We start from the raw sequence: 18,766 nt of genomic DNA on the forward strand, positions 1-18,766 counted from the left end.
CCGAAGAATGTGTATACATTGTATAGCCGTGATGATGTTGATACAACGTATAAACACCTTCAGCCTGACATGTTAAGAAAGCGGCAGGATTCAGCGCGCCGTTAATTGCTGCAGCGCCGCTGCGCTGGCGGCATCATCCGGCACATACACCAGCAGGCGGTCACCGTTGCGTGACGCCGACCACCAGTTATTCTGGCGCAGGGTCATTTCGCCCACTTCGGCACGGTAAAAGCGTTTTACGCGGTTTTCCACCTTGCCCAGTTCGTAGCGCTGCCAGGTGTGCGCGAACTCATCGGAACTGTTCAGCAATCGCGCCAGGAAGCTCTCCCAGTGCGGATCGCCCAGATGCTCGCCCATCTGACCGCGAAACATCGCCACCATCTGTGGCATTACTTCGTCCCAGTCGGTCATCACGTTACGCCAGCCGGCATGGTTGAACGCCAGCCAGATACAGTTGCGATCTTCCGGCGCGATCTGGGCTAAATCGACGCCCATCAGTGCACACCACGCCTGGTTATAGCCGAGGATATCGAAGCGCGGCGTTTCGATGATCGCCGGCAGCTGAATGGCATCCAGCATTTGCTGATTATGTCCGGCGAGTTTGCAGCAGGCAGCGGCGACGCGCGTCGATGGCAGGGTGTGTCCGGCCAGCGAGAAAAGATGCTGCGTCTCAACATCATTGCATTGCAGGGCGCTGGCGATGGCCGTCAGCGTTTTGGTGGAGGCTTTGATATCGCGCCCCTGTTCCAGCCAGGTGTACCAGGTGACGCCGACATCCGCCAGCTGCGCCACCTCTTCACGGCGTAAACCCGGCGTGCGGCGCTGACGCATGCGCGGTAAACCGAGGCGGTTAGGATCCAGGCTCTCACGACGCGTACGTAAAAAGGTACCGAGTAATTTACGGTTGTTCAGCTCAGCGGGGGTAAGGGTTTGCGCGGTGCTCATCAGCAGCTCTCCAGACGAGACGGGTAGAATTTATACCATGATAATCAAGAACTGGTACCCGTTTAACGGTTAGGTGATGCTATGCCGTAGTGAAACTAAAAACAAGGTTAACGCTATGCAGACATCGCAACTTCAACGTGCAGGACTGGTGGTCCTGCTGGCCGGGCAGCTATTGCCGATGATCGACTTTTCCATAGTCAACGTCGCGCTGGATGCGATGGCGCAATCGCTGCGTGCCTCGCCGATCGCGCTGGCGCTGATCGTGGCGGTGTACGGTATCGCTTTTGCTATTTGTCTGGCGATGGGCGGACGCCTGGGCGATAACTTTGGCCGCCGTCGCGTGTTTCTTGCCGGCGTGTGGATCTTTGGCATTGCGTCATTATTGTGCGGCATCGCTAACAGCGTCGGCATGCTGATGTTTGCGCGCGCGCTGCAGGGCGTCGGTGCCGCGTTTATGGTGCCGCAGATTCTCGCCACGCTGCACGTCACGCTGCAGGGCAGGGCGCATGCGCGGGCCATTGGTCTGTACGGCGGTATCGGCGGGCTGGCTTTTATTATTGGCCAGGTGCTGGGCGGTTTTTTGATCAAAGCTGATATTGGCGGCTACGGCTGGCGCAGCGTGTTTCTCATCAACCTGCCGATCTGCCTGTTCGTCCTGCTAACCGCGCGCCGCTTCGTGCCGGAAACGCATAACCTCAAGCGGGTGCCGGTGGATGTGAGCGGTACGCTGCTGCTGGCTGGCGCGATCGGCTGTCTGATGCTGGCACTCGCGCTGGGGCCGCTGCTGCACTGGTCGTGGCCGTGCCTGTTACTGCTGGCGCTGTTTCCGTTGTTTCTGCATCGACTGCGCCACAGCGCGCTGCGACTGGAAGCCGCTGGCGGATCGCCGCTGCTGCCGCCCTCGCTGCTGCGTCTCTCCAGCGTGCGTTTTGGTCTGACGCTGGCGGTGCTGTTTTTCTCCTGCTGGAGCGGCTTTATGTTCGCGGTGGCGCTGACGCTGCAATCCGGCATCGGCATGACCGCTTTCCAGTCCGGCAACGCGTTTATTGCCCTGGGCGCGGCCTATTTTATCGGCTCAATGCGTACTACCCGCATGGTTGAGCGCTATGGTAAACGTGCCACGTTACTGTCTGGCTGTGCGATTCAGATGGTCGGGCTGGTGGCGCTGATCGCGACGCTGCAGCTGGCGTGGCCGCGGGTGGGCATTGTCACGTTGATTCCGGCTACCGCGCTGATTGGCTTTGGCCAGTCGTTTATTGTCAGCACCTTCTACCGCATTGGCATGAGCGGGGTGCCGCATCATCAGGCCGGCGCAGGCAGTGCGGTGCTGTCTACCGTGCAGCAATCGGCGCTGGGACTGGGACCGATGCTGCTCGGCGGCGTGTTCACCCAGATCAATCAGCATGGTAATCATCTGGCAGCCATCAGCGGTACGCTGGCGGTGGAGTTACTGATGATGGCACTGCTGGTGGTGCTGACCAGCGTCAACCGCCGGACGTTCCAGCCGGTGACGGCTGAAGGCTGACGCCGGAGGGAAAAAGTCAGCCCGTCTGGTCACCGTAAACGCTGATCCTGCAAGGTAATAACAGGTTTTTGGGCCGGGTGCGCATTGATGCGCCCCGGCACCTGAAAACCGCGCTGCGCTTACTTTTCCGCCAGGCGTAAACCACTTTCGGCATCGAACAGATGAATTTTTTGCGGATTGAAACCGATGCGCAGCGTCGCGCCACTGCTGGCCGCATGCCGGCCGGCCATCTGCATATGCAGCGCATGACCGTGCCAGTCAAGGTGCAGCAGAGTTGATTCCCCGGTAATCTCCACCACATTCACCCTCGCAGGCGCGCCGTCCTGCACTTCGCACAGATCGTGCGGGCGCACTCCCAGCGTCACGGCAGCGCCTTCACGTTCCCGTGCCACCGCCTGCCACTGCGCGGGCAGCGGCTGCCACCAGTCCTGACACTGCACGCCCGGCACGCCATCGTGCGTCAGCAATTGTGCCGGTAACAGGTTCATGGGCGGCGAACCAATAAAACGCGCCACAAAGGTATCTGCCGGACGATCATAGATCGCCAGCGGTGCGCCCTGTTGCACGATGCGTCCCTCTTTCATCACCACAATCTGGTCGGCCAGCGTCATCGCTTCTACCTGATCGTGCGTGACATACACCATGGTGGTTTTGAAACGCTGATGCAGCGACTTGATCTCGGCGCGCAGCTCCATGCGCAGCTGGGCATCAAGGTTAGAGAGCGGTTCGTCAAACAGAAACACCTGCGGATTACGCACCATGGCGCGGCCCATCGCCACGCGCTGACGCTGCCCACCCGATAGCGCGCGCGGGTAGCGTTGCAGCAGCTTATCAATGCCAAGAATCGCGGCGATGCGCGCGATTTTCTGCTGCTGCTCATCGCGACGTACCTTTTTCACCTGCATATGAAACGCCAGGTTTTCGGCCACCGTCAGATGCGGATAAAGCGCATAACTCTGAAACACCATCGCAATGTCGCGATCGGCGGGATCGCGATCGTTAATCTGCACCTTATCCATCAGAATCGCGCCGTCGGACAGGCTCTCCAGTCCGGCGAGCAGGCGCAGCAGCGTCGACTTGCCGCAGCCGGACGGGCCGACCAGCACGGTAAAACTGCCGTCGGGAATGGTCAGGTCGAGCGGATGCAGCACCGACTGTTTACCGTAGCGCTTGGCCACTTTAACGAGTTCAACACCGGCCATAATTTAAAACTCCTGTGCGCATAGTTGCAGTTGTTGCCAGTCGGGATAGCGACGTGGCTGCGTGCTGATTGCCAGTGAGGCCACCGCAATGCCCCATTGCAGCGCGGTGGCAAGATCCTGCTGATGCAGCAGCGCGGTGAGAAAGCCGGCGTTAAAGCTGTCGCCGGCACCGATGGTGTCGACCACCGCGACCGCGCGACCAGGCTGTTGCAGGCTGTGCTGACGTTGCCAGCAGCCTGCGCCCTGCGCACCGCATTTCACCACGCAGCCGCCGCGCCCGCTGAGCCGTTGCGCCAGCAGGTGCGCGCCGGTGTGCAGATCATCTGCCCCACTCAGCCCGACCGTTTCGACTTCATTGAGCAGCAGCCAGTCGCACTGCGGCAGCCAGCGGGCGATCTGCGCGCGTACCTCATCGCTCCAGCCCTGCGGCGGCCAGCCGGTATCGACGGCGGTGATAAACCCGCGCTGCTGCAGTTCGGCCAGCAACTGCGGATAGTCCTCATACAGTTGCAGGCAGAGAAACGTGCCGCACAACAGCACGATATCGCCGCTGCTGGCTTGCGCCGGGAGCTGGCTCAGCACGTCCTGCGCGCTGAGCCGCACAATGTGACCGAGATTGCTGAGGAACGATCGCTCGTGATCGGAGTGCGTAACGCCAACGGTGAGCGAGGTTTCGCAGGGGTAGCGTGTCCAGTGCGCCGCGCTGTGCGGAAAATGGCTCGCCAACCATGCGCTGAGGCCGTCATCGCCCTGATTAGCGACGGCGCGATGGCGCACCTGCATCGCTTCCAGCGCCAGCGCGCAGTTGCCCGCTGAACCGCCCGGACGCAGCTCACTGTGCTGCAGCATCACTTCGGTGCCGCGCTGCGGCCAGCTGTCCAGCGTACCCATGATGACATCGACATTGATATTGCCCACCACGTAGAGCGTGGCGCGGGCTTCCTTATTGCTCATCATCCTTTGCTCCCGCCACTGGCAAGGCCGCTGACCAGCGTTTTTTGCAGCCAGATAGCGATAAAGAGAGGAGGAACCGACGCCAGAATACCGACGGCGGCAATCAGCCCATCGTCGGTGGCGCGGCCTGCGGTAAAGCCGGCAATGGTGACCGGCAGGGTTTGCGCGGCGATGTTACTGGTGAACAGCAGGGCGTAGAAAAATTCATCCCACGCCAGCAGCCAGCCAAACAGCGCCGCCGCGCCCAGCACCGGTTTCGCCAGCGGCAGCGTAATGCGCAGCAGCACCTGCCAGACGCGCAGGCCATCAAGACGCGCGGCCTGTTCGATATCCTGCGGCAGGGCATCAAACTGGTTTTTCAGCATCCAGGTGAGAAACGGCAAAATCAGCGAGCAGTACACGATGATCAAACCGGGTCGGGTGTTAAGCAAATCGAACTGCTGCAGCAGAAAGTAGAGCGGCAGCACAAACGCCACCGGTGGCACCATATAGATGGCCAGAGACGCGAACAGCCACCCGTCGCGACCGCGATAGCGCGAGAAGCTGAACGCCGCCGGAATCGCCAGCAGCAGGCACACCAGCGTCGCGCCGGTTGCCACCAGCAGGCTATTACCCAGCGCATGCAAAAACAGCACGCCGGGCTGGCCGGGTTCCAGCGAGATCAGCCTGCCGTAGCGGCTAAAATCCCACTGGCGCGGCAGCCACTCCAGCGGCACGCGTGTCAGATCGCTGGTGGCGCTGACGCTCATCAGAAACAGCCAGCCCATCGGTGCCACGACAGAGAGCGCCACCAGCAGCGCCGCCGCGTATTTAGCGCCGGTACGCAGTTTAACCTTCATAGGCACTTCCCCGACGGCGCTGCCGCCACAGTAATAGCATGTAAAGGGTGATCAGCACCGCGCACAGCAGCGTCATTAACATGGCATAAGCCGCACCGCTGCCGGCGCGCAGGTAGCTGAAGGATTCCTGATAGACGTAAAAGCTCAGCGTTTTGGTGCTGTCGACCGGACCGCCGCGCGTCATCACATAGATGATGTCGAAGATCTTAAAGGCGTCGATGGTGCGTAACACCAGCGCCACGCTGAGCGATCCGACAATCGCCGGAAAGGTGATGGCACGAAAACGTCGCCATGCCGATGCGCCATCCAGCCGCGCCGCTTCGTAGAGATCCTCCGGCACCGACTGCAGCGCTGCCAGCACCAGCAGCGTCACCAGCGGATAGTTTTTCCAGATGTCGGCGAACATTACCGCGTTGAGTGCGGAAGCCGGCGACCCGAGCCAGCTGCGGTAGCCATCAATGATACCGAGCTGCGTCAGCAGTGCGTTGATACTGCCGTAATCCGGATTGAAATTGAGGCGCCACATCATGGCGTTCACAATGGTTGGCAGCGCCCACGGCAGAATCACCAGCACGCGCAGCACGTTACGTCCGGCGAATTTCTGGTTGAGCAGCAGCGCAACCAGCACGCCGATGACGCCTTCAATCGCTACCGACACCACGGTGAAGTAGAGCGTGCGCCACAGCGAGGTTTGAAAATCCGCATCGGTAATGGCGTAGAGATAGTTCTCCAGGCCAATCCATTGCGGTGCTTCACCGCCGCTGCCAATCAGCGCGGCATCGGTAAAACTCAGCCAGATAGTGCGCAGCAGCGGCCAGGCGGTGAGCAACAGCATCACCAGTAGCATGGGTGCCAGCAGCACCCATGCCTGCCGTTGTTCGCGTTGACGCAAACTCAGCATACTGACCCCTTAACGCAGACGCGCCGCACTTTTGTCTACCGCCTGCATGGCCGCTTCCGGTGTCGCGCTGCCGACCAGAACCTGTTGCAGCTGCTGCTGCAGGGTGTTGGAGAGACGTGAATAATCAGCGGTTTCCGGACGCGACAGCATGACGTTCAGCGATTTGTCGGCAGCAGCGATCAGGCTTTCCTGATTCTTACTGACCGCGGGATCCTGGTAGGAGCTTTTCCAGATCGGCAGACTGAGCGTGGCGTATTTATTCTGTACCGGCTGCGAAGTCATGTAACTGATGTACTGCCACGCCTGCTCCGGATGGCTGCTGCCTTTGGCAATGCCCAGACCCATCGAACCGTTGACCGCGCCGAAACGATTGGGCGCATCGCCGGGTGCGGGCATGATGCCAACCTGGCCGGCGACTTTACTCTGTTTGGCATCATTGGCCATGTTGTACATGTAGGTCCAGTTGAGCGCGAAAGCCGCATCGCCGTTGGAAAAGGCTTTGCGCACGTCCTCTTCCAGATATTCGCGCGAAGCCGGGTTGGTCAGGCCCTCATCGAGCGAGCTTTTCATCAGCTTCACCGCCTGCAGCGAGGCTGGCGTTGAGAAATCGAGCTTACCGTTGTTATAGAATTTGCCGCCGAAGCCGGAGACCAGCGTGGTGTAGTCACACACCAGCGCTTCCGCCTGTGACCAGCTCCATACCAGCGGATATTTAACGATATTTTTCTGCTTAATGATGCGCGCATCATCCATCACCTGCTGCCAGGTTTGCGGCAGATCTTTGATGCCGGCTTTTTCCAGCATCGCTTTGTTGTAGTAGAGATATTTGGTGTCGAGGATCCACGGCATGCCCAATGTTTTGCCTTTGAACACCACGGTGTTCATTGCGCCGGGGAAGATTTTCTCTTTTTCATCTGCGCTGATACGGCTGCTGACATCCTGCAGCAGGTCGAACTTGCTGAATTCCGCCGGCCAGATGGCATCAAACAGCACCACATCGTAACCGTTGCCGCCCGCGCCGCGTGCCGCGACGATCTTATCGTGCAGCGCTTCGTAAGGAACAAACTCCAGATTGACCTGCACGTCCGGGTGCGCTGTCTGAAACGCCTGCGTCATGGCGCGGATATCATTTTCACTATAGGCCGCCTGCGTCATAAACAGGGCGTTGAGCGTAGTGGTAGCCGCTGCCGCGCTGCCCGCGCAGGCGAACAGTACGGCGGCAAAACAACCTTTCATCTGATTTTTCATTGCGTTCTCGCCTTCATGCAGTAGAGGGTGTTTAATTAAATCAATTTGATTGATTTAATATCGCGCACAGATTGCCAGCGCGCAGTGGCTGACAGCAGTGAGCTAAAGCAAGGGACGTGCCAGGGCAGAAAACAACGCTGCCATCCGACACTACTTTGCACAGATTTTTGCCGCTGTCAGGTAAACAGGTTGTAAAATGTGTGGCCGATCATAGATATTGAGGCGGCGGTCCGCAGCGGTGGTTAAAAGAGGGAAGCTAGCAGGATGAAAACGTCGGGAACCAATCTGGAACATGCGCGCGCGCACAATCGCCGGGTGATTATCGAAGCGATACGCCTGCACGGTGAGCTGACCCGTGCCGAGCTGGCGCGACTGACCGCGTTAACGCCGCAAACCGTCTCGAATATCGTCGCTGAACTGGAGCAGGCGGAGTTGCTCACCAGCCGTCAGCCGCGTAAGCAGGGCCGCGGTCAGCCGGCGATTCCGGTCACCCTGAATCCGGCCAGTGCGTTTTCCATCGGCATCCATCTCGACCATCAGACGCTACTGATTGTGCTGGTGGACCTGACCGGTGAAATCCATTTTCGCCGCCTTATTATGGTGCAAAAACCGCAGCCGGATGCCACATTAGCGCGCATTGCCGGGGTGCTGGCGGAGATCAAACAGCAGACCGGGCCGCGCTGGCAAAAAGTGCTGGGTATTGGCGTGGTGATGCCGGGGCCGTTTGGTGTGGAGGGTATCTCGTCAATGGGGCCGACCACGCTGCACGGCTGGGAGGATGTTGATATCGCTGCGCGTCTTGCTGAGATGAGTGGACTGCCGGTGACGCTGGAGAATGATGCCACCGTCGCGGCGATTGGCGAACGCTTTCACGGTGTGGCGCGTCATCTTAATTCCTTTATTTATCTGTATATTGGTACGGGCCTGGGCGCGGGCATCATCATGGATAGCCATGTGTACAGCGGCCATGCGCACAACGCCGGTGAAGTAGGGCATGTGGTGGTTGAACCCGGTGGACGTGAGTGTTACTGCGGCAACCACGGCTGCCTGGAGCGTTATGTTTCGCTGCAGGCCGCTTACGAATTCTGCGGGCTGGACCCGATGAGCGCGCTGCCGGAAGATTTACTGCAGGTTGATCCGGCACTGTTTGATCGCTGGATCGATACCGTGCTTACGCCGCTGCGCCAGGGTATTAACATGCTGGAGTGTATCTTTGATGCCGAGAGCGTGATTATCGGCGGCATGATGCCTGCGGTGTTGCTGGATAAAATTATCCAGCGCCTGCCGCCGCTCTACCAATCGGTGCGCGGCCGCTATCTGACCGGCACGCGACTCAAGACCGGCATGACTGGCAGCGACACCGCCGCCCTGGGCGCAGCGGCTCTGCCAATTTTTGATGAGTTTAATCCGCAGTTCCAGGTGCTGATGAAGTGAAAAACGCGGCCAGCGTCCGCCGCTGGCACCCGTTATCATCCATATTGTCTGGTGCCAGCCAGGCTGTAAGTGCCTGCTGAACAACAGGCCATTCACCATCAATCATTGAGAGCCAGTCGGTATCGCGATTGCGCTGTTTACGCGTCATGGCCTGGCGAAAGCGTCCTTCAAAGGTAAAACCAATGCGCTCGGCAGCCCGGCGTGAAGCCAGGTTTAACGAATCACAGCGCCATGCAACGCGACGATAGCCCAGCGCAAATGCCTGGCGCAGCAACAGGAACAAGGCTTCCGTACCCATGACGTTACGCTGCATCAGCGGTGACCAGGTGACGTGACCGATTTCTATCGCGCCGTTCTGCATATCAATATTTGCAAAACAAACCACACCCACGGCACGCTGATGTCTGTCCATGACGGCATAACACACCAGCTGGCGATCGCTGATTTTATGCTCAATCCAGCTCTCCATCTCAATCAATGACTGTGGTCGGCTGGCGGCCAGCCAGGTCCAGTCGCGATCGTCTGGGGCGAGTGAAAATGCCATAAACAGCGCCTGGCTGTGGCTCAACTGCAATGGCGCAAGCTGACAAAAGCGCCCTGACAGATTTTTTGCTGGCGGATAGCTGGCGGGTTGCCAGTCCGATAAGGCAAAACCGATGGGCTGACCATAATGATTGTGACGTGTCACGTTGATTTCCTTAGCCGTGGCGTCGCGCATGATGTCCGGTAAATGAAACCAGAATAGCATCGGCACTTATAACAGCGTCTTACCGCATCACCCAGTGTCCGGCGCTCACTTCCTGATAATGCCGTGTTTCCGGCACAAATCCATTGGCACGCACCGGGCTCTTCAACTCGCTGACGTCCACGTGCCGTTTTAAATGGCGGCGCGCCGGATCGGGCACCGGCACCGACGCGAGCAGTTTTTGTGTGTAAGGGTGCTGCGGATTCTCAAAAATAGCCGCGCGCGGTCCAATCTCAACAATCTCTCCCAGCAGCATCACCGCCACACGATGGCTGATACGCTCCACTACCGCCATATCGTGTGAGATAAACAGATACGACAGATTCAGGCTGTGTTGCAGATCGAGCAGCAGATTGATGATCTGCGCTTTTACGGTGACATCGAGGGCGGACACCGACTCGTCGGCAATGATCATTTTCGGATCGAGCATCAGCGCACGGGCAATGCAGATGCGCTGACGCTGGCCGCCGGAAAATTCGTGCGGATAGCGTTTCAGCATGGTTGCGGGCAGGCCAACGCGCGTCATCAGTTCGGCCGCTTTTCTCTGTGCGGCGGCCTTACTGCCCAGCCGATGCTGTAAAAAAGGTTCGGTGAGGGCTTCAAGGACCGACATACGCGGGTTAAGGCTGGCAAACGGATCCTGAAAAATCATCTGCATGGCGCAGCGCAGCTTGCGCAGTTCTTGCCGGGAGAGGGTAAGCACGTCGCTGCCGTCAAAAGCAATCTTCCCGGAGTTCGGCTGCACCAGCCGCGTCAGCGAGCGGCCGGTGGTGGACTTGCCACAGCCGGATTCGCCGACCAGCGACAAGGTTTCACCCGGCAGCAAATCAAACGAGATATTCTCCACGGCGTGCACCGCACCGGTTCTACGGCTGAACAGCCCTTCGCGAATGCTGAAGCGCGTGCTCAGGTTCTTCACTGACAGCAGCGGCGTTTGCCCTTGTGGTGTCTGGCGCGCCTGCGCCACCGGCGCTTCGCCGTTGAGCGCAAACTTACGCGGTCCATCAATGCCGCGCATGGCACCCAGCTGCGGCACGGTCGCAATCAGCGTGCGGGTATACTCTGCTGCCGGGGCTGAAAAAATCGCGGCGGTGCTGCCGCTTTCCACCATCGCGCCCTGGTACATCACCAGCGTGCGGTCGGCGACTTCTGCCACCACGCCCATATCGTGGGTGATGAACAGCACGGCGGTGCCTTCCTCCTCCTGCAGGGTCTTGATCAGGTCAAGGATTTGCCCCTGAATCGTGACGTCGAGCGCCGTGGTCGGCTCGTCGGCAATCAGCAATTTTGGACGCAGCGCCAGCGCCATGGCGATCATCACGCGCTGACGCATGCCGCCGGAAAAGTGGTGCGGGTAATCACTGAAGCGTTTGGCCGCGTTGGGAATACGCACTTTTTCCAGCAGCCGGATGGTCTCTTCGCGGGCGGCGCGTGCGCTGATTTTGCGGTGCGCGATCAGCGCCTCAGCAATCTGGTGACCGATAGTGAACGACGGATTAAGGCTGGTCATCGGCTCCTGGAATATCATCGCGATGGCATTGCCACGGATATCGCGCATTGCACGTTCGCTCAGCGTGAGCAAATCCACGCCGTTCAGCAGCACTTTGCCGCTGATACGTGCGTGACGACTATTCAGCAGACGCATGATCGCCATCGAGGTAACGCTTTTGCCTGAGCCCGACTCACCCACAATCGCCAGCGTTTCACCGGCCCCGAGGGTAAAAGAGACGTTTTTCACCACCTCACGCCAGCGGTCATCGCTGCGAAACGCGACGGTGAGATTTTCGATGCTCAGCACCGGCGGGTCAGCGCGATTCATTGTGCCGCCACAAAACGCGCCGAGCGGGTGCTGACCGGCACAAAGGTAAAATCGGTATCGAACGGATAAGCCGGCTGCAGCTTGCGCTTGCGCACCAGCCGTTCAACATACTGATCGACCACCCCTTCCGACAGCGCCATCAGGTTGGGATTGGCAATCGGCGCCAGCTCGGGCGACAGGTAACCGGATTTCACCACCACAATTTTTGCCTGGCGCGGATCGAGTCCGAGCAGGGCGAAATCCGCCAGGTTGTGATAAGGACGACGCCGATCGGCAACTACCACGGTAATGCCTGCAATCTTCAGCAGCGCCTGACGGGCAACCGAACGGGCATCATCACTCAGCAGCAACACGTCAAACTCGCCGCTGACTTTGCCGCCGGCAGGATCCAGCGTGGCACCGATAGTCAGGGAGAGCCGGGCACCGACGCCCGCGGCGAAGGCCGCCTCCGTGGCCGGTTTATCGGTAATGCCGGCAACGATGACATCCTGCGCATTTTGCCGCAGCAGTTCGGCCAGAACATCGGCCCGATCGCCCACGCCGCCGCCGGTCGGGTTATCACCGGAGTCGGCGAGAATCACCGGTCCGCCAGGGCTGGAAATCGCCATGCGTACGCACTCTTCAGTACTGCCGGTCACGCAGCCAAACACAAATTGCTCACGCGCCTGCCAGTAAGCCAGCGCCAGTTTGGCCGCCTGCTCAGACAGCACATCGGCATCGGTACCGGTCATGATGGCGGCCGCCGTGGCGCGTGGCTCATCCGCCCAGACATAGCCAACCATCAGCGAAGCATCCCAGATATGTTCAAGTGCGTTAATCCCGGGCAGGCTGGCGTAAAGGCTTTTGGCCGGTTCATCTTCCGTGCTGGTGCGCTCGCCTGGTAGCACTACGGGGATCGGTGCCCACACCACACCCGGTCGGATGCCGCTTTGCAGGCTATTGACCAGCATTGAGACGGAGCGGCGCATGGTCTCTTCCACATCGATATGGGGTGCCGTGCGATAGGTCGAAAACATATCGATCGCGTCGATGATGCGCTGCGAGACATTACCGTGCAGATCGTAGCTGACGCTAATCGGACAATCGGGCCCGACCAGCTCGCGCGTCGCGCTAATCCAGTCGCCTTCCGCGTCTTCCATCCCTTCGACATATACCGCGCCGTGCATCGCCAGGTAAACGCCATCCACGGGCAAATACGCCTCGAGCCGACGGAGAAACTCCTGTTTGAAGGCATCATAGGTCACACGTGCCACCGGCCCACCGGCAATGGCGCGGGCGTGAAAGGTCGGCAGAAATTCGGCCGCGTAATCCTGCAGAAAGGCGAAATAGGGATTGGACGTCATCGTTTCACCCCGCACGATGCGGAAGTCGTCGGCGTAATTGAGCACCGGATTCCAGGTACTGCATTCAGTATGAATTCCACCATAGGCAATGCGCATAACAGACTCCGCTAGTCGGGTAAGTGAACGATAAAACGGTAAGCCGCCACACTGGCTGCGGCGCGGGCCCAGCTGAACTGATCAATCGCCATGCTGGTGATGGGCGTCTTGCCCATGATTGAAGGCAACACGTGACTATCTACCGCCTGCATCACCACGGTTCTGAGCAGGCCGTCGAACGCATCCGGCTGATGGGCGATGATAATCATCTCCGGATCGTTCATCTGAATGATGTTGGCGATGGCGAGGCCAAGTGCGTCACCTGCCTGGTGCAGAATGGCAATCGCGGCGCTATTGCCTTTTACCGCCAGCGCTTCCAGTTCGGCAACGCTGGTGCAGGGCAGCTGTTTGTCACGCATGCTTTCACGCATTGCAGTGAGCGATGCCAGCGTATCAAGGCAGCCGCGTTTGCCGCAGCGGCACGGGCGGCCGCCGGGCTCTATGGTACAGTGAGCAATTTCACCGGCCCCACCGTGCGCGCCGCGGTGCAGCTGCCCCTGAAAGAAGTGCGCGGAGCCAATGCCGTCGCCGTGGGAAATCAGGGTGAAATTCCGTGCCTTTTTCGCCACGCCGAAAATCTTTTCGCTGACCGCCAGAGCTTTGGCATCGTTTTCCAGTGACACCTCCAGACCGGTTTGCGCGTTAAGCAGTGCCGCCAGCGGGACGTTTTTCCAGCCCAGCAGGGCAGACTGAACGCACACCGCCTGGTTTTCATCCACAAAGCCGGAAAGCGTGACGCCCAGCCCGATAAGCTGGTCGGCGGAGATGCCTTTTTGTGCAAGCAGGCCGGGGATGGCGGCGGCCAGCGCACCAGCCAGCAGCGCAGGATCGGGATTCAGCGGCATGTGGGTACTGGCCAGGATGCGGCCGTGCATATCCGTCAGCACCAGATACACATCGTCACCGAGCAACGACGCACCGAGAAAATAGGCGCTGTCGGCACGCATTTTTAATAACACCGAAGGCCGACCCTGACCGTTACTTTCTGGAATGCTCTCTTCAAGCAGTCCTGCGCTAAGCATCTCTTTGATTAATGTGCTGATTGCGGCTTTACTCAGCTTCATTTTTTCCGCAATTGCCGTGCGGCTCATGCCATGCGAAGCAATTAATAAACGCAGAATTTGTTGCTGATGAGCATTAAGCATCCGGGTTCTCACGGCACAGGCTGTATTAGGCCGACAATAATCAGCCGTGAAAACAAATTCAAGCGCATTTAGTTTATTTTCTGAATGCAGATCGAATTATAAGTAAAATATATGAACTGACATCTTGGCTTTTGTTTGCAGAGTGTGCCTTATATAGCGTCGAGCCCGTTCTTCTGCTGCCGTTAACATGATCAAAGCGTATGGCAGGCGATGGCGTGCAATGACAGTCAGCTGCCTGCCGGGCGATGACTCTTCACTCTTTGTCACTGATTCACTGAGGCCTTCATGCAAAGCACACTCAAGCATTTCAGGATACTGACACTTGCCGCGGGTATTCTGGCGTCGTTTTCCAGCGCATCGGTTTTGGCTGCTCAGCTGGTCATTATGCAAAACGAACCGCCGCGCAGCATGGACCCGGGCAATCAGACCGCGACCTTTACTGGCACGGTGCTGGACCCGATGTATGAAGGCCTGACGCGGCTCGGTGACGATGGCAAAATCATGCCGGCTCTGGCGCTCTCCTGGCATGCCGACGACAGCGGACTGCACTGGGAATTTACGCTGCGTCCCAACGTTAAATTCCACGATGGCACGCCATTTAATGCCGATGCGGTCGTTGAAAACTTTCAGCGTCATCTGGATACGAAGCGCGGTCTCGCCGGAAGTGGGAAAATTCGCACCTTTATTCAGGACGTGCAGAAAAAAGATGACTTAACCGTCACCTTCACACTGAAGAAAATTAATCCGGCGTTTTTAACTGTGCTAGCCTCCGGCCCGGGATTAATGGTGAGTCCTCAAGCTGACAAAGCCGGCACGATCAATAATAAAGCCGACGGTACCGGGCCCTATAAACTGGCGCAGTATAAATCCGGTGAATTTGTCCTGGAGCAGAAGAACCCGGACTATTGGGGCAAGTCTGCCGGGCCGGACGAAATAAAATGGACCTGGAGCAGTGAGCCGTCAGTCATGAATATGGCGCTGCAATCCGGTCAGGTCGATATTATTAACCCGGTGCCGCCGCAATTTGCCGGCATGTTAAAAAATAATCCCGGCGTGCAGTTAAAACAGTCGCCGGGCGCGGCGGTATTCTGGATCGATCTCAATACGCAGAGTAAAGCCCTCAGCGATGTCAGAGTACGCCAGGCGCTGAACTTCGCGACCGACCAGCAGGCGCTGGTGAAAGCGGTGATGTTTGGTTATGCGCAGCCGGCCAATTCCCCGCTGGCGCCGGTCGATGCCAACTACGACAAAGCGTTGCATGACTATCCGTACGATGTGCAGAAAGCCAAAGACCTGCTTAAGGCAGCGGGCTATGCCGACGGCTTCGCCATGTCGATTGCCGTGCAGGCACCCGACGCACGCACCGCGCAGGTTCTGCAGGGTATGTGGAGCAAAATTGGCGTCAAGCTCAGCGTGCGCCAGATGGAGAGCGGCGTATGGGCCAAAGCGGCGTTTGCCGATGCCAAAGAGAAAGCCGCGCAGGGTACGGACGCGGTGCTGGCGTCCTGGTCTTCGGGGTTGTACGGCTCGGATCTGCAGTTGCGTCCGCTGTATCACAGCAGCAGCTTTGCGCCCGGCGGGGCCAACCTCGGCTTCTTCAGCGACAAACGTACCGATGAGCTAATCGATAGCGCCGCCTCCACGCTCGACGATGCCCAGCGCAAAGCGCTCTATTTCCAGGCACAGCAGCGGATCAGCGGACTCGCCCCGCAGGTGCTGCTCTACTATCAGGACGATCTGTATGCGACGCGCAAAAATATCAGTGGCGTGACAATGCAACCGGGCGGCCAGATTGTGGTCCGTGATGCCGTGAAGAAATAGTGCTGATGGCTGATTAATATGAAAGCGTATGTCGCAAAAAAGGTGCTCTCGCTGCCGTTAATTATCTTCGGTGTGTCGATCATCGTGTTTATCGCCATCCGCGCGCTGCCGGGCGATCCGGCACGCCTGATGGCCGGCCCGGAAGCGCCGCAGGAAGCAGTGGACAGTATGCGCGTGCGCCTCGGGCTGGATCAGCCTTTGCCGCTGCAATACGTCAGGTTTGCCGGTGAAGCGCTGCATGGCAATCTTGGGCTGTCGCTGCAGTCGCAGCGTCCGGTGATGACCGAAATCAGCGAACGCCTGCCGTACACGCTGTCGCTGGCGGCGCTGGCGTACCTGCTGGCAATTGCCATCGGCGTGCCGGCGGGCATGACCGGGGCCATTTACCGACAGCGCATTCCCGATCAGATCGTCATGGTACTGACCATTGCCGGTGCCTCGATTGCGAACTTCTGGCTGGCGTTGCTGGCGATGAACTACTTTGCGGTTCAGCTCGGCTGGCTGCCGCTACTCGGCGCTGATTCGTGGCGCAACTATGTGATGCCGACCGTGACGCTGGCGATTCTCCCGATGGCGATGATCGCGCGGATGACGCGCTCCAGCATGCTGGATGTGCTCAGTCAGGACTATATCCGTACCGCCAGAGCCAAAGGATTATCGTCGGCCAGCGTTAACTGGAAACACGCGCTGCGCAATGCGCTGATACCGATTGTCACCATCGTCGCGCTGAATTTTGGCAGCCTGATCGGAGGTGCAGTGGTGACAGAGTCGGTGTTTAACTGGCCGGGTATTGGCCGCCTGTTGGTGGATTCGGTGAAATACCGCGATTATCCGGTGATTCAGGGCGTAACGTTAGTGGCGGTAACCGGCGTGGTGTTGATGAATCTGGTGGGTGAGATAGTGATTGGCCTGCTCAACCCGAAAATAAGGTTCGACTGATGAACAGTTTCGACACGTCTCTCCAGCCGCCGCCCGCGCGCCGCCGCCAGATCGTGAGGTTTTTGCTTGGCAACCCTTCAATCACGACCGGAGGCGGGCTGGTGCTGCTGGTGGTGCTGGCTGCCCTTTTCGCACCGCTGATCACTCACTGGGATCCCATCGAGCAGGATCTGTTGAACACGTTGCAGGCACCTTCCGCTGCCCACTGGTTCGGCACCGATGATTACGGCCGCGATATTTTTGCCCGCGTCATTTATGGCGCGCGCATCACGCTGTTTGAAGTCAGCCTCAGCGTAGCCATCTCGATGGCGATCGGCATTCCTCTGGGCATCATCTCGGGGCTGGCCGGACGCAAAATTGATGCGCTGATCATGTGGCTGATGGATATTATTTTCGCCTTCCCCGGCATCGTACTGGCGATTCTGATTGTCAGCGTGCTCGGCGAGGGGCTGACAAACATGCTGATCGCCATTTCGTTGTTCTCGATCCCGGTATATGCACGTCTGAGTCGCAACCTGACGCTGGGACTGAAAAACATGGAGTATATCGAAGCGGCGCATATGCTTGGCGTGCGATACCCGCGCATTATCACGCACTATATTCTGCGCAACGCCATTGGCCCGTTGATTGTACAGTCGACGCTGACGGCTGGCGCGGTAGTGCTTTCTGCCGCCAGTCTGTCGTTTCTCGGACTGGGCGTGCAGCCGCCGATGCCGGAGTGGGGCACCATGATGAGCGATGGCCGCAACTTTCTCGGGCTAAATATTTACGTCTCCCTATTTCCCGGACTGGCGATTTTGATTACCGTGCTCGGTTTTAATGTGCTGGGCGACGGCCTGCGCGATGTAATGGATAAACGTTTATGACTCACCCGCACTCAACCGTGATCTGCCTCGATTTGGGCGGCTCCTTTATCAAGCTTGGCGTGATGGATGCACAGGATCGGCTAACGCTGCTCGATCAGCAAAAAATCCCGGCGACGGACTGGCAGGCATTTTGCGCCAGAGTCAGCGAGATGATCGCCGGGCAGCATAACCATTTCAGCAGCCAGGCGGCTGTCGCCATCTCTACGGCGGGCATTGTGGCACCGCAAACCGGCGAAATGTTTGCCAGCAACATCCCGGCTTTTCACCGGCGTAATCTGGCGCGGGAACTGGGTGAGGTGCTGCAGCGGCCAGTGATCGCGCACAACGACGCCGACTGCTTTGCCCTGGCCGAGGCGCTGGCCGGCAGCGGCAAAGGGCACAAAGTGGTGTTTGGCGCGATTCTCGGTTCCGGCGTGGGTGGTGGTCTGGTGGCGGACGGCCGCATAATCACCGGACAAAACGGCCTGACCGGCGAATGGGGCCACGGGCCGATTACCCTCACGGAAGTGATGCTGGCGCATGGTCGCGTGCGCGTGCCGCGCCAGGCGTGTCCCTGCGGCCAGACAGGGTGTCTGGACACCTACGGCGGCGCACGCGGACTGGAAACGCTGCATCAGGTGCTGCACGCTGAAAGCGCCAGCAGCGTGGAAGTCATTGCCCGCTGGCAGCAGGCAGAAGCGCGGGCGCAGCAGACGATAGAAGCCTGGCTGCAACTGGTGAGCGAGCCGCTCGCCTACACCATTAACATTACCGGTGCGTCGCGGGTGGCGGTAGGCGGTGGACTGGCTTCGGTCACCCCGCTGATTGCTGCGCTTAATGATGCGGTGCAGCGCTGCGTGTTGCGCAGCACAGCGCATGCGCTGGTGGTGCCGGGCGAGTTTGCCCATCAGGGCGGCATGGTGGGTGCGGCGCTGCTGGCGCGGCAGGCGCTCAGCGCGTCCTGA

At 59.0% G+C, this 18,766-nt stretch carries 16 protein-coding genes; 6 read left to right on the forward strand and 10 right to left on the reverse strand.

Annotation, left to right across the window (positions count from 1 at the left end):
- Positions 1-90: 90 nt before the first annotated feature.
- Positions 91-945, reverse strand: coding sequence for a helix-turn-helix transcriptional regulator (locus tag F3J36_RS07950; protein ID WP_058770343.1), 855 nt, complete (start codon positions 943-945; stop codon positions 91-93).
- Positions 946-1,060: 115 nt separating this feature from the next.
- Here F3J36_RS07950 and F3J36_RS07955 point away from each other — a divergent pair, with 115 nt between their 5' ends.
- Positions 1,061-2,470: an MFS transporter gene (locus tag F3J36_RS07955; protein ID WP_166719394.1), complete on the forward strand. Its 1,410-nt coding sequence runs from the start codon at positions 1,061-1,063 to the stop codon at positions 2,468-2,470.
- A gap of 119 nt (positions 2,471-2,589) precedes the next feature.
- Here F3J36_RS07955 and F3J36_RS07960 read toward each other — a convergent pair whose 3' ends face one another.
- Genes F3J36_RS07960 through F3J36_RS07980 form a run of 5 tightly spaced genes read right to left on the reverse strand, consistent with a single transcriptional unit; the run spans position 2,590 to position 7,614 of the window.
- Entirely contained in the window at positions 2,590-3,672 is a 1,083-nt protein-coding gene (locus F3J36_RS07960; RefSeq protein WP_059009291.1) for an ABC transporter ATP-binding protein, read from the reverse strand.
- Between the two features lie 3 nt (positions 3,673-3,675).
- Entirely contained in the window at positions 3,676-4,626 is a 951-nt protein-coding gene (locus F3J36_RS07965) for a carbohydrate kinase family protein (RefSeq protein WP_371742003.1), read from the reverse strand.
- Complete coding sequence (locus F3J36_RS07970) at positions 4,626-5,465, reverse strand: carbohydrate ABC transporter permease (protein WP_166719396.1); 840 nt, start codon at positions 5,463-5,465, stop codon at positions 4,626-4,628. The genes F3J36_RS07965 and F3J36_RS07970 overlap by 1 nt, the downstream gene beginning before the upstream one ends.
- The gene (locus F3J36_RS07975; RefSeq protein WP_021508901.1) at positions 5,455-6,366 is read right to left on the reverse strand and encodes a carbohydrate ABC transporter permease; all 912 of its coding nucleotides are present in this window, start codon (positions 6,364-6,366) and stop codon (positions 5,455-5,457) included. The genes F3J36_RS07970 and F3J36_RS07975 overlap by 11 nt, the downstream gene beginning before the upstream one ends.
- 9 nt (positions 6,367-6,375) lie before the next feature.
- Complete coding sequence (locus F3J36_RS07980) at positions 6,376-7,614, reverse strand: extracellular solute-binding protein (protein WP_021508902.1); 1,239 nt, start codon at positions 7,612-7,614, stop codon at positions 6,376-6,378.
- Positions 7,615-7,878: 264 nt separating this feature from the next.
- Between F3J36_RS07980 and F3J36_RS07985 the strand changes: the two genes are divergently transcribed.
- Positions 7,879-9,048, forward strand: coding sequence for an ROK family transcriptional regulator (locus F3J36_RS07985; RefSeq protein WP_166719397.1), 1,170 nt, complete (start codon positions 7,879-7,881; stop codon positions 9,046-9,048).
- Here the strand turns inward: F3J36_RS07985 and F3J36_RS07990 are convergent.
- The 4 genes from F3J36_RS07990 to F3J36_RS08005 all read right to left on the reverse strand — a co-directional run bounded on the left by F3J36_RS07990 (position 9,017) and on the right by F3J36_RS08005 (position 14,196).
- On the reverse strand, positions 9,017-9,736 hold the full coding sequence (locus F3J36_RS07990; protein ID WP_371741999.1) for a GNAT family N-acetyltransferase: 720 nt from the start codon (positions 9,734-9,736) through the stop codon (positions 9,017-9,019). The genes F3J36_RS07985 and F3J36_RS07990 overlap by 32 nt on opposite strands.
- 79 nt (positions 9,737-9,815) lie before the next feature.
- On the reverse strand, positions 9,816-11,612 hold the full coding sequence (locus F3J36_RS07995; protein WP_166719398.1) for an ABC transporter ATP-binding protein: 1,797 nt from the start codon (positions 11,610-11,612) through the stop codon (positions 9,816-9,818).
- A complete protein-coding gene (locus F3J36_RS08000) occupies positions 11,609-13,051 on the reverse strand; it encodes a M81 family metallopeptidase (RefSeq protein WP_166719399.1) in 1,443 nt (480 codons plus the stop codon). Before F3J36_RS08000 ends, F3J36_RS07995 begins: the two co-directional genes overlap by 4 nt.
- 11 nt (positions 13,052-13,062) lie before the next feature.
- Positions 13,063-14,196, reverse strand: coding sequence for an ROK family transcriptional regulator (locus F3J36_RS08005; protein ID WP_166719400.1), 1,134 nt, complete (start codon positions 14,194-14,196; stop codon positions 13,063-13,065).
- Between the two features lie 285 nt (positions 14,197-14,481).
- Between F3J36_RS08005 and F3J36_RS08010 the strand changes: the two genes are divergently transcribed.
- The 4 genes from F3J36_RS08010 to F3J36_RS08025 are packed head-to-tail and all read left to right on the forward strand — an operon-like array spanning position 14,482 to position 18,766.
- On the forward strand, positions 14,482-16,017 hold the full coding sequence (locus F3J36_RS08010) for an ABC transporter substrate-binding protein (RefSeq protein WP_141495847.1): 1,536 nt from the start codon (positions 14,482-14,484) through the stop codon (positions 16,015-16,017).
- 18 nt (positions 16,018-16,035) lie between these two features.
- A complete protein-coding gene (locus F3J36_RS08015; protein ID WP_021508908.1) occupies positions 16,036-16,956 on the forward strand; it encodes an ABC transporter permease in 921 nt (306 codons plus the stop codon).
- Entirely contained in the window at positions 16,956-17,822 is an 867-nt protein-coding gene (locus tag F3J36_RS08020) for an ABC transporter permease (protein WP_058776091.1), read from the forward strand. Before F3J36_RS08015 ends, F3J36_RS08020 begins: the two co-directional genes overlap by 1 nt.
- Positions 17,819-18,766, forward strand: coding sequence for an ROK family protein (locus tag F3J36_RS08025; RefSeq protein ID WP_166719401.1), 948 nt, complete (start codon positions 17,819-17,821; stop codon positions 18,764-18,766). The genes F3J36_RS08020 and F3J36_RS08025 overlap by 4 nt, the downstream gene beginning before the upstream one ends.

This window comes from Pantoea sp. Cy-640 (genome assembly GCF_011752635.1).
In the GTDB taxonomy this organism is placed as follows: domain Bacteria; phylum Pseudomonadota; class Gammaproteobacteria; order Enterobacterales; family Enterobacteriaceae; genus Pantoea; species Pantoea dispersa.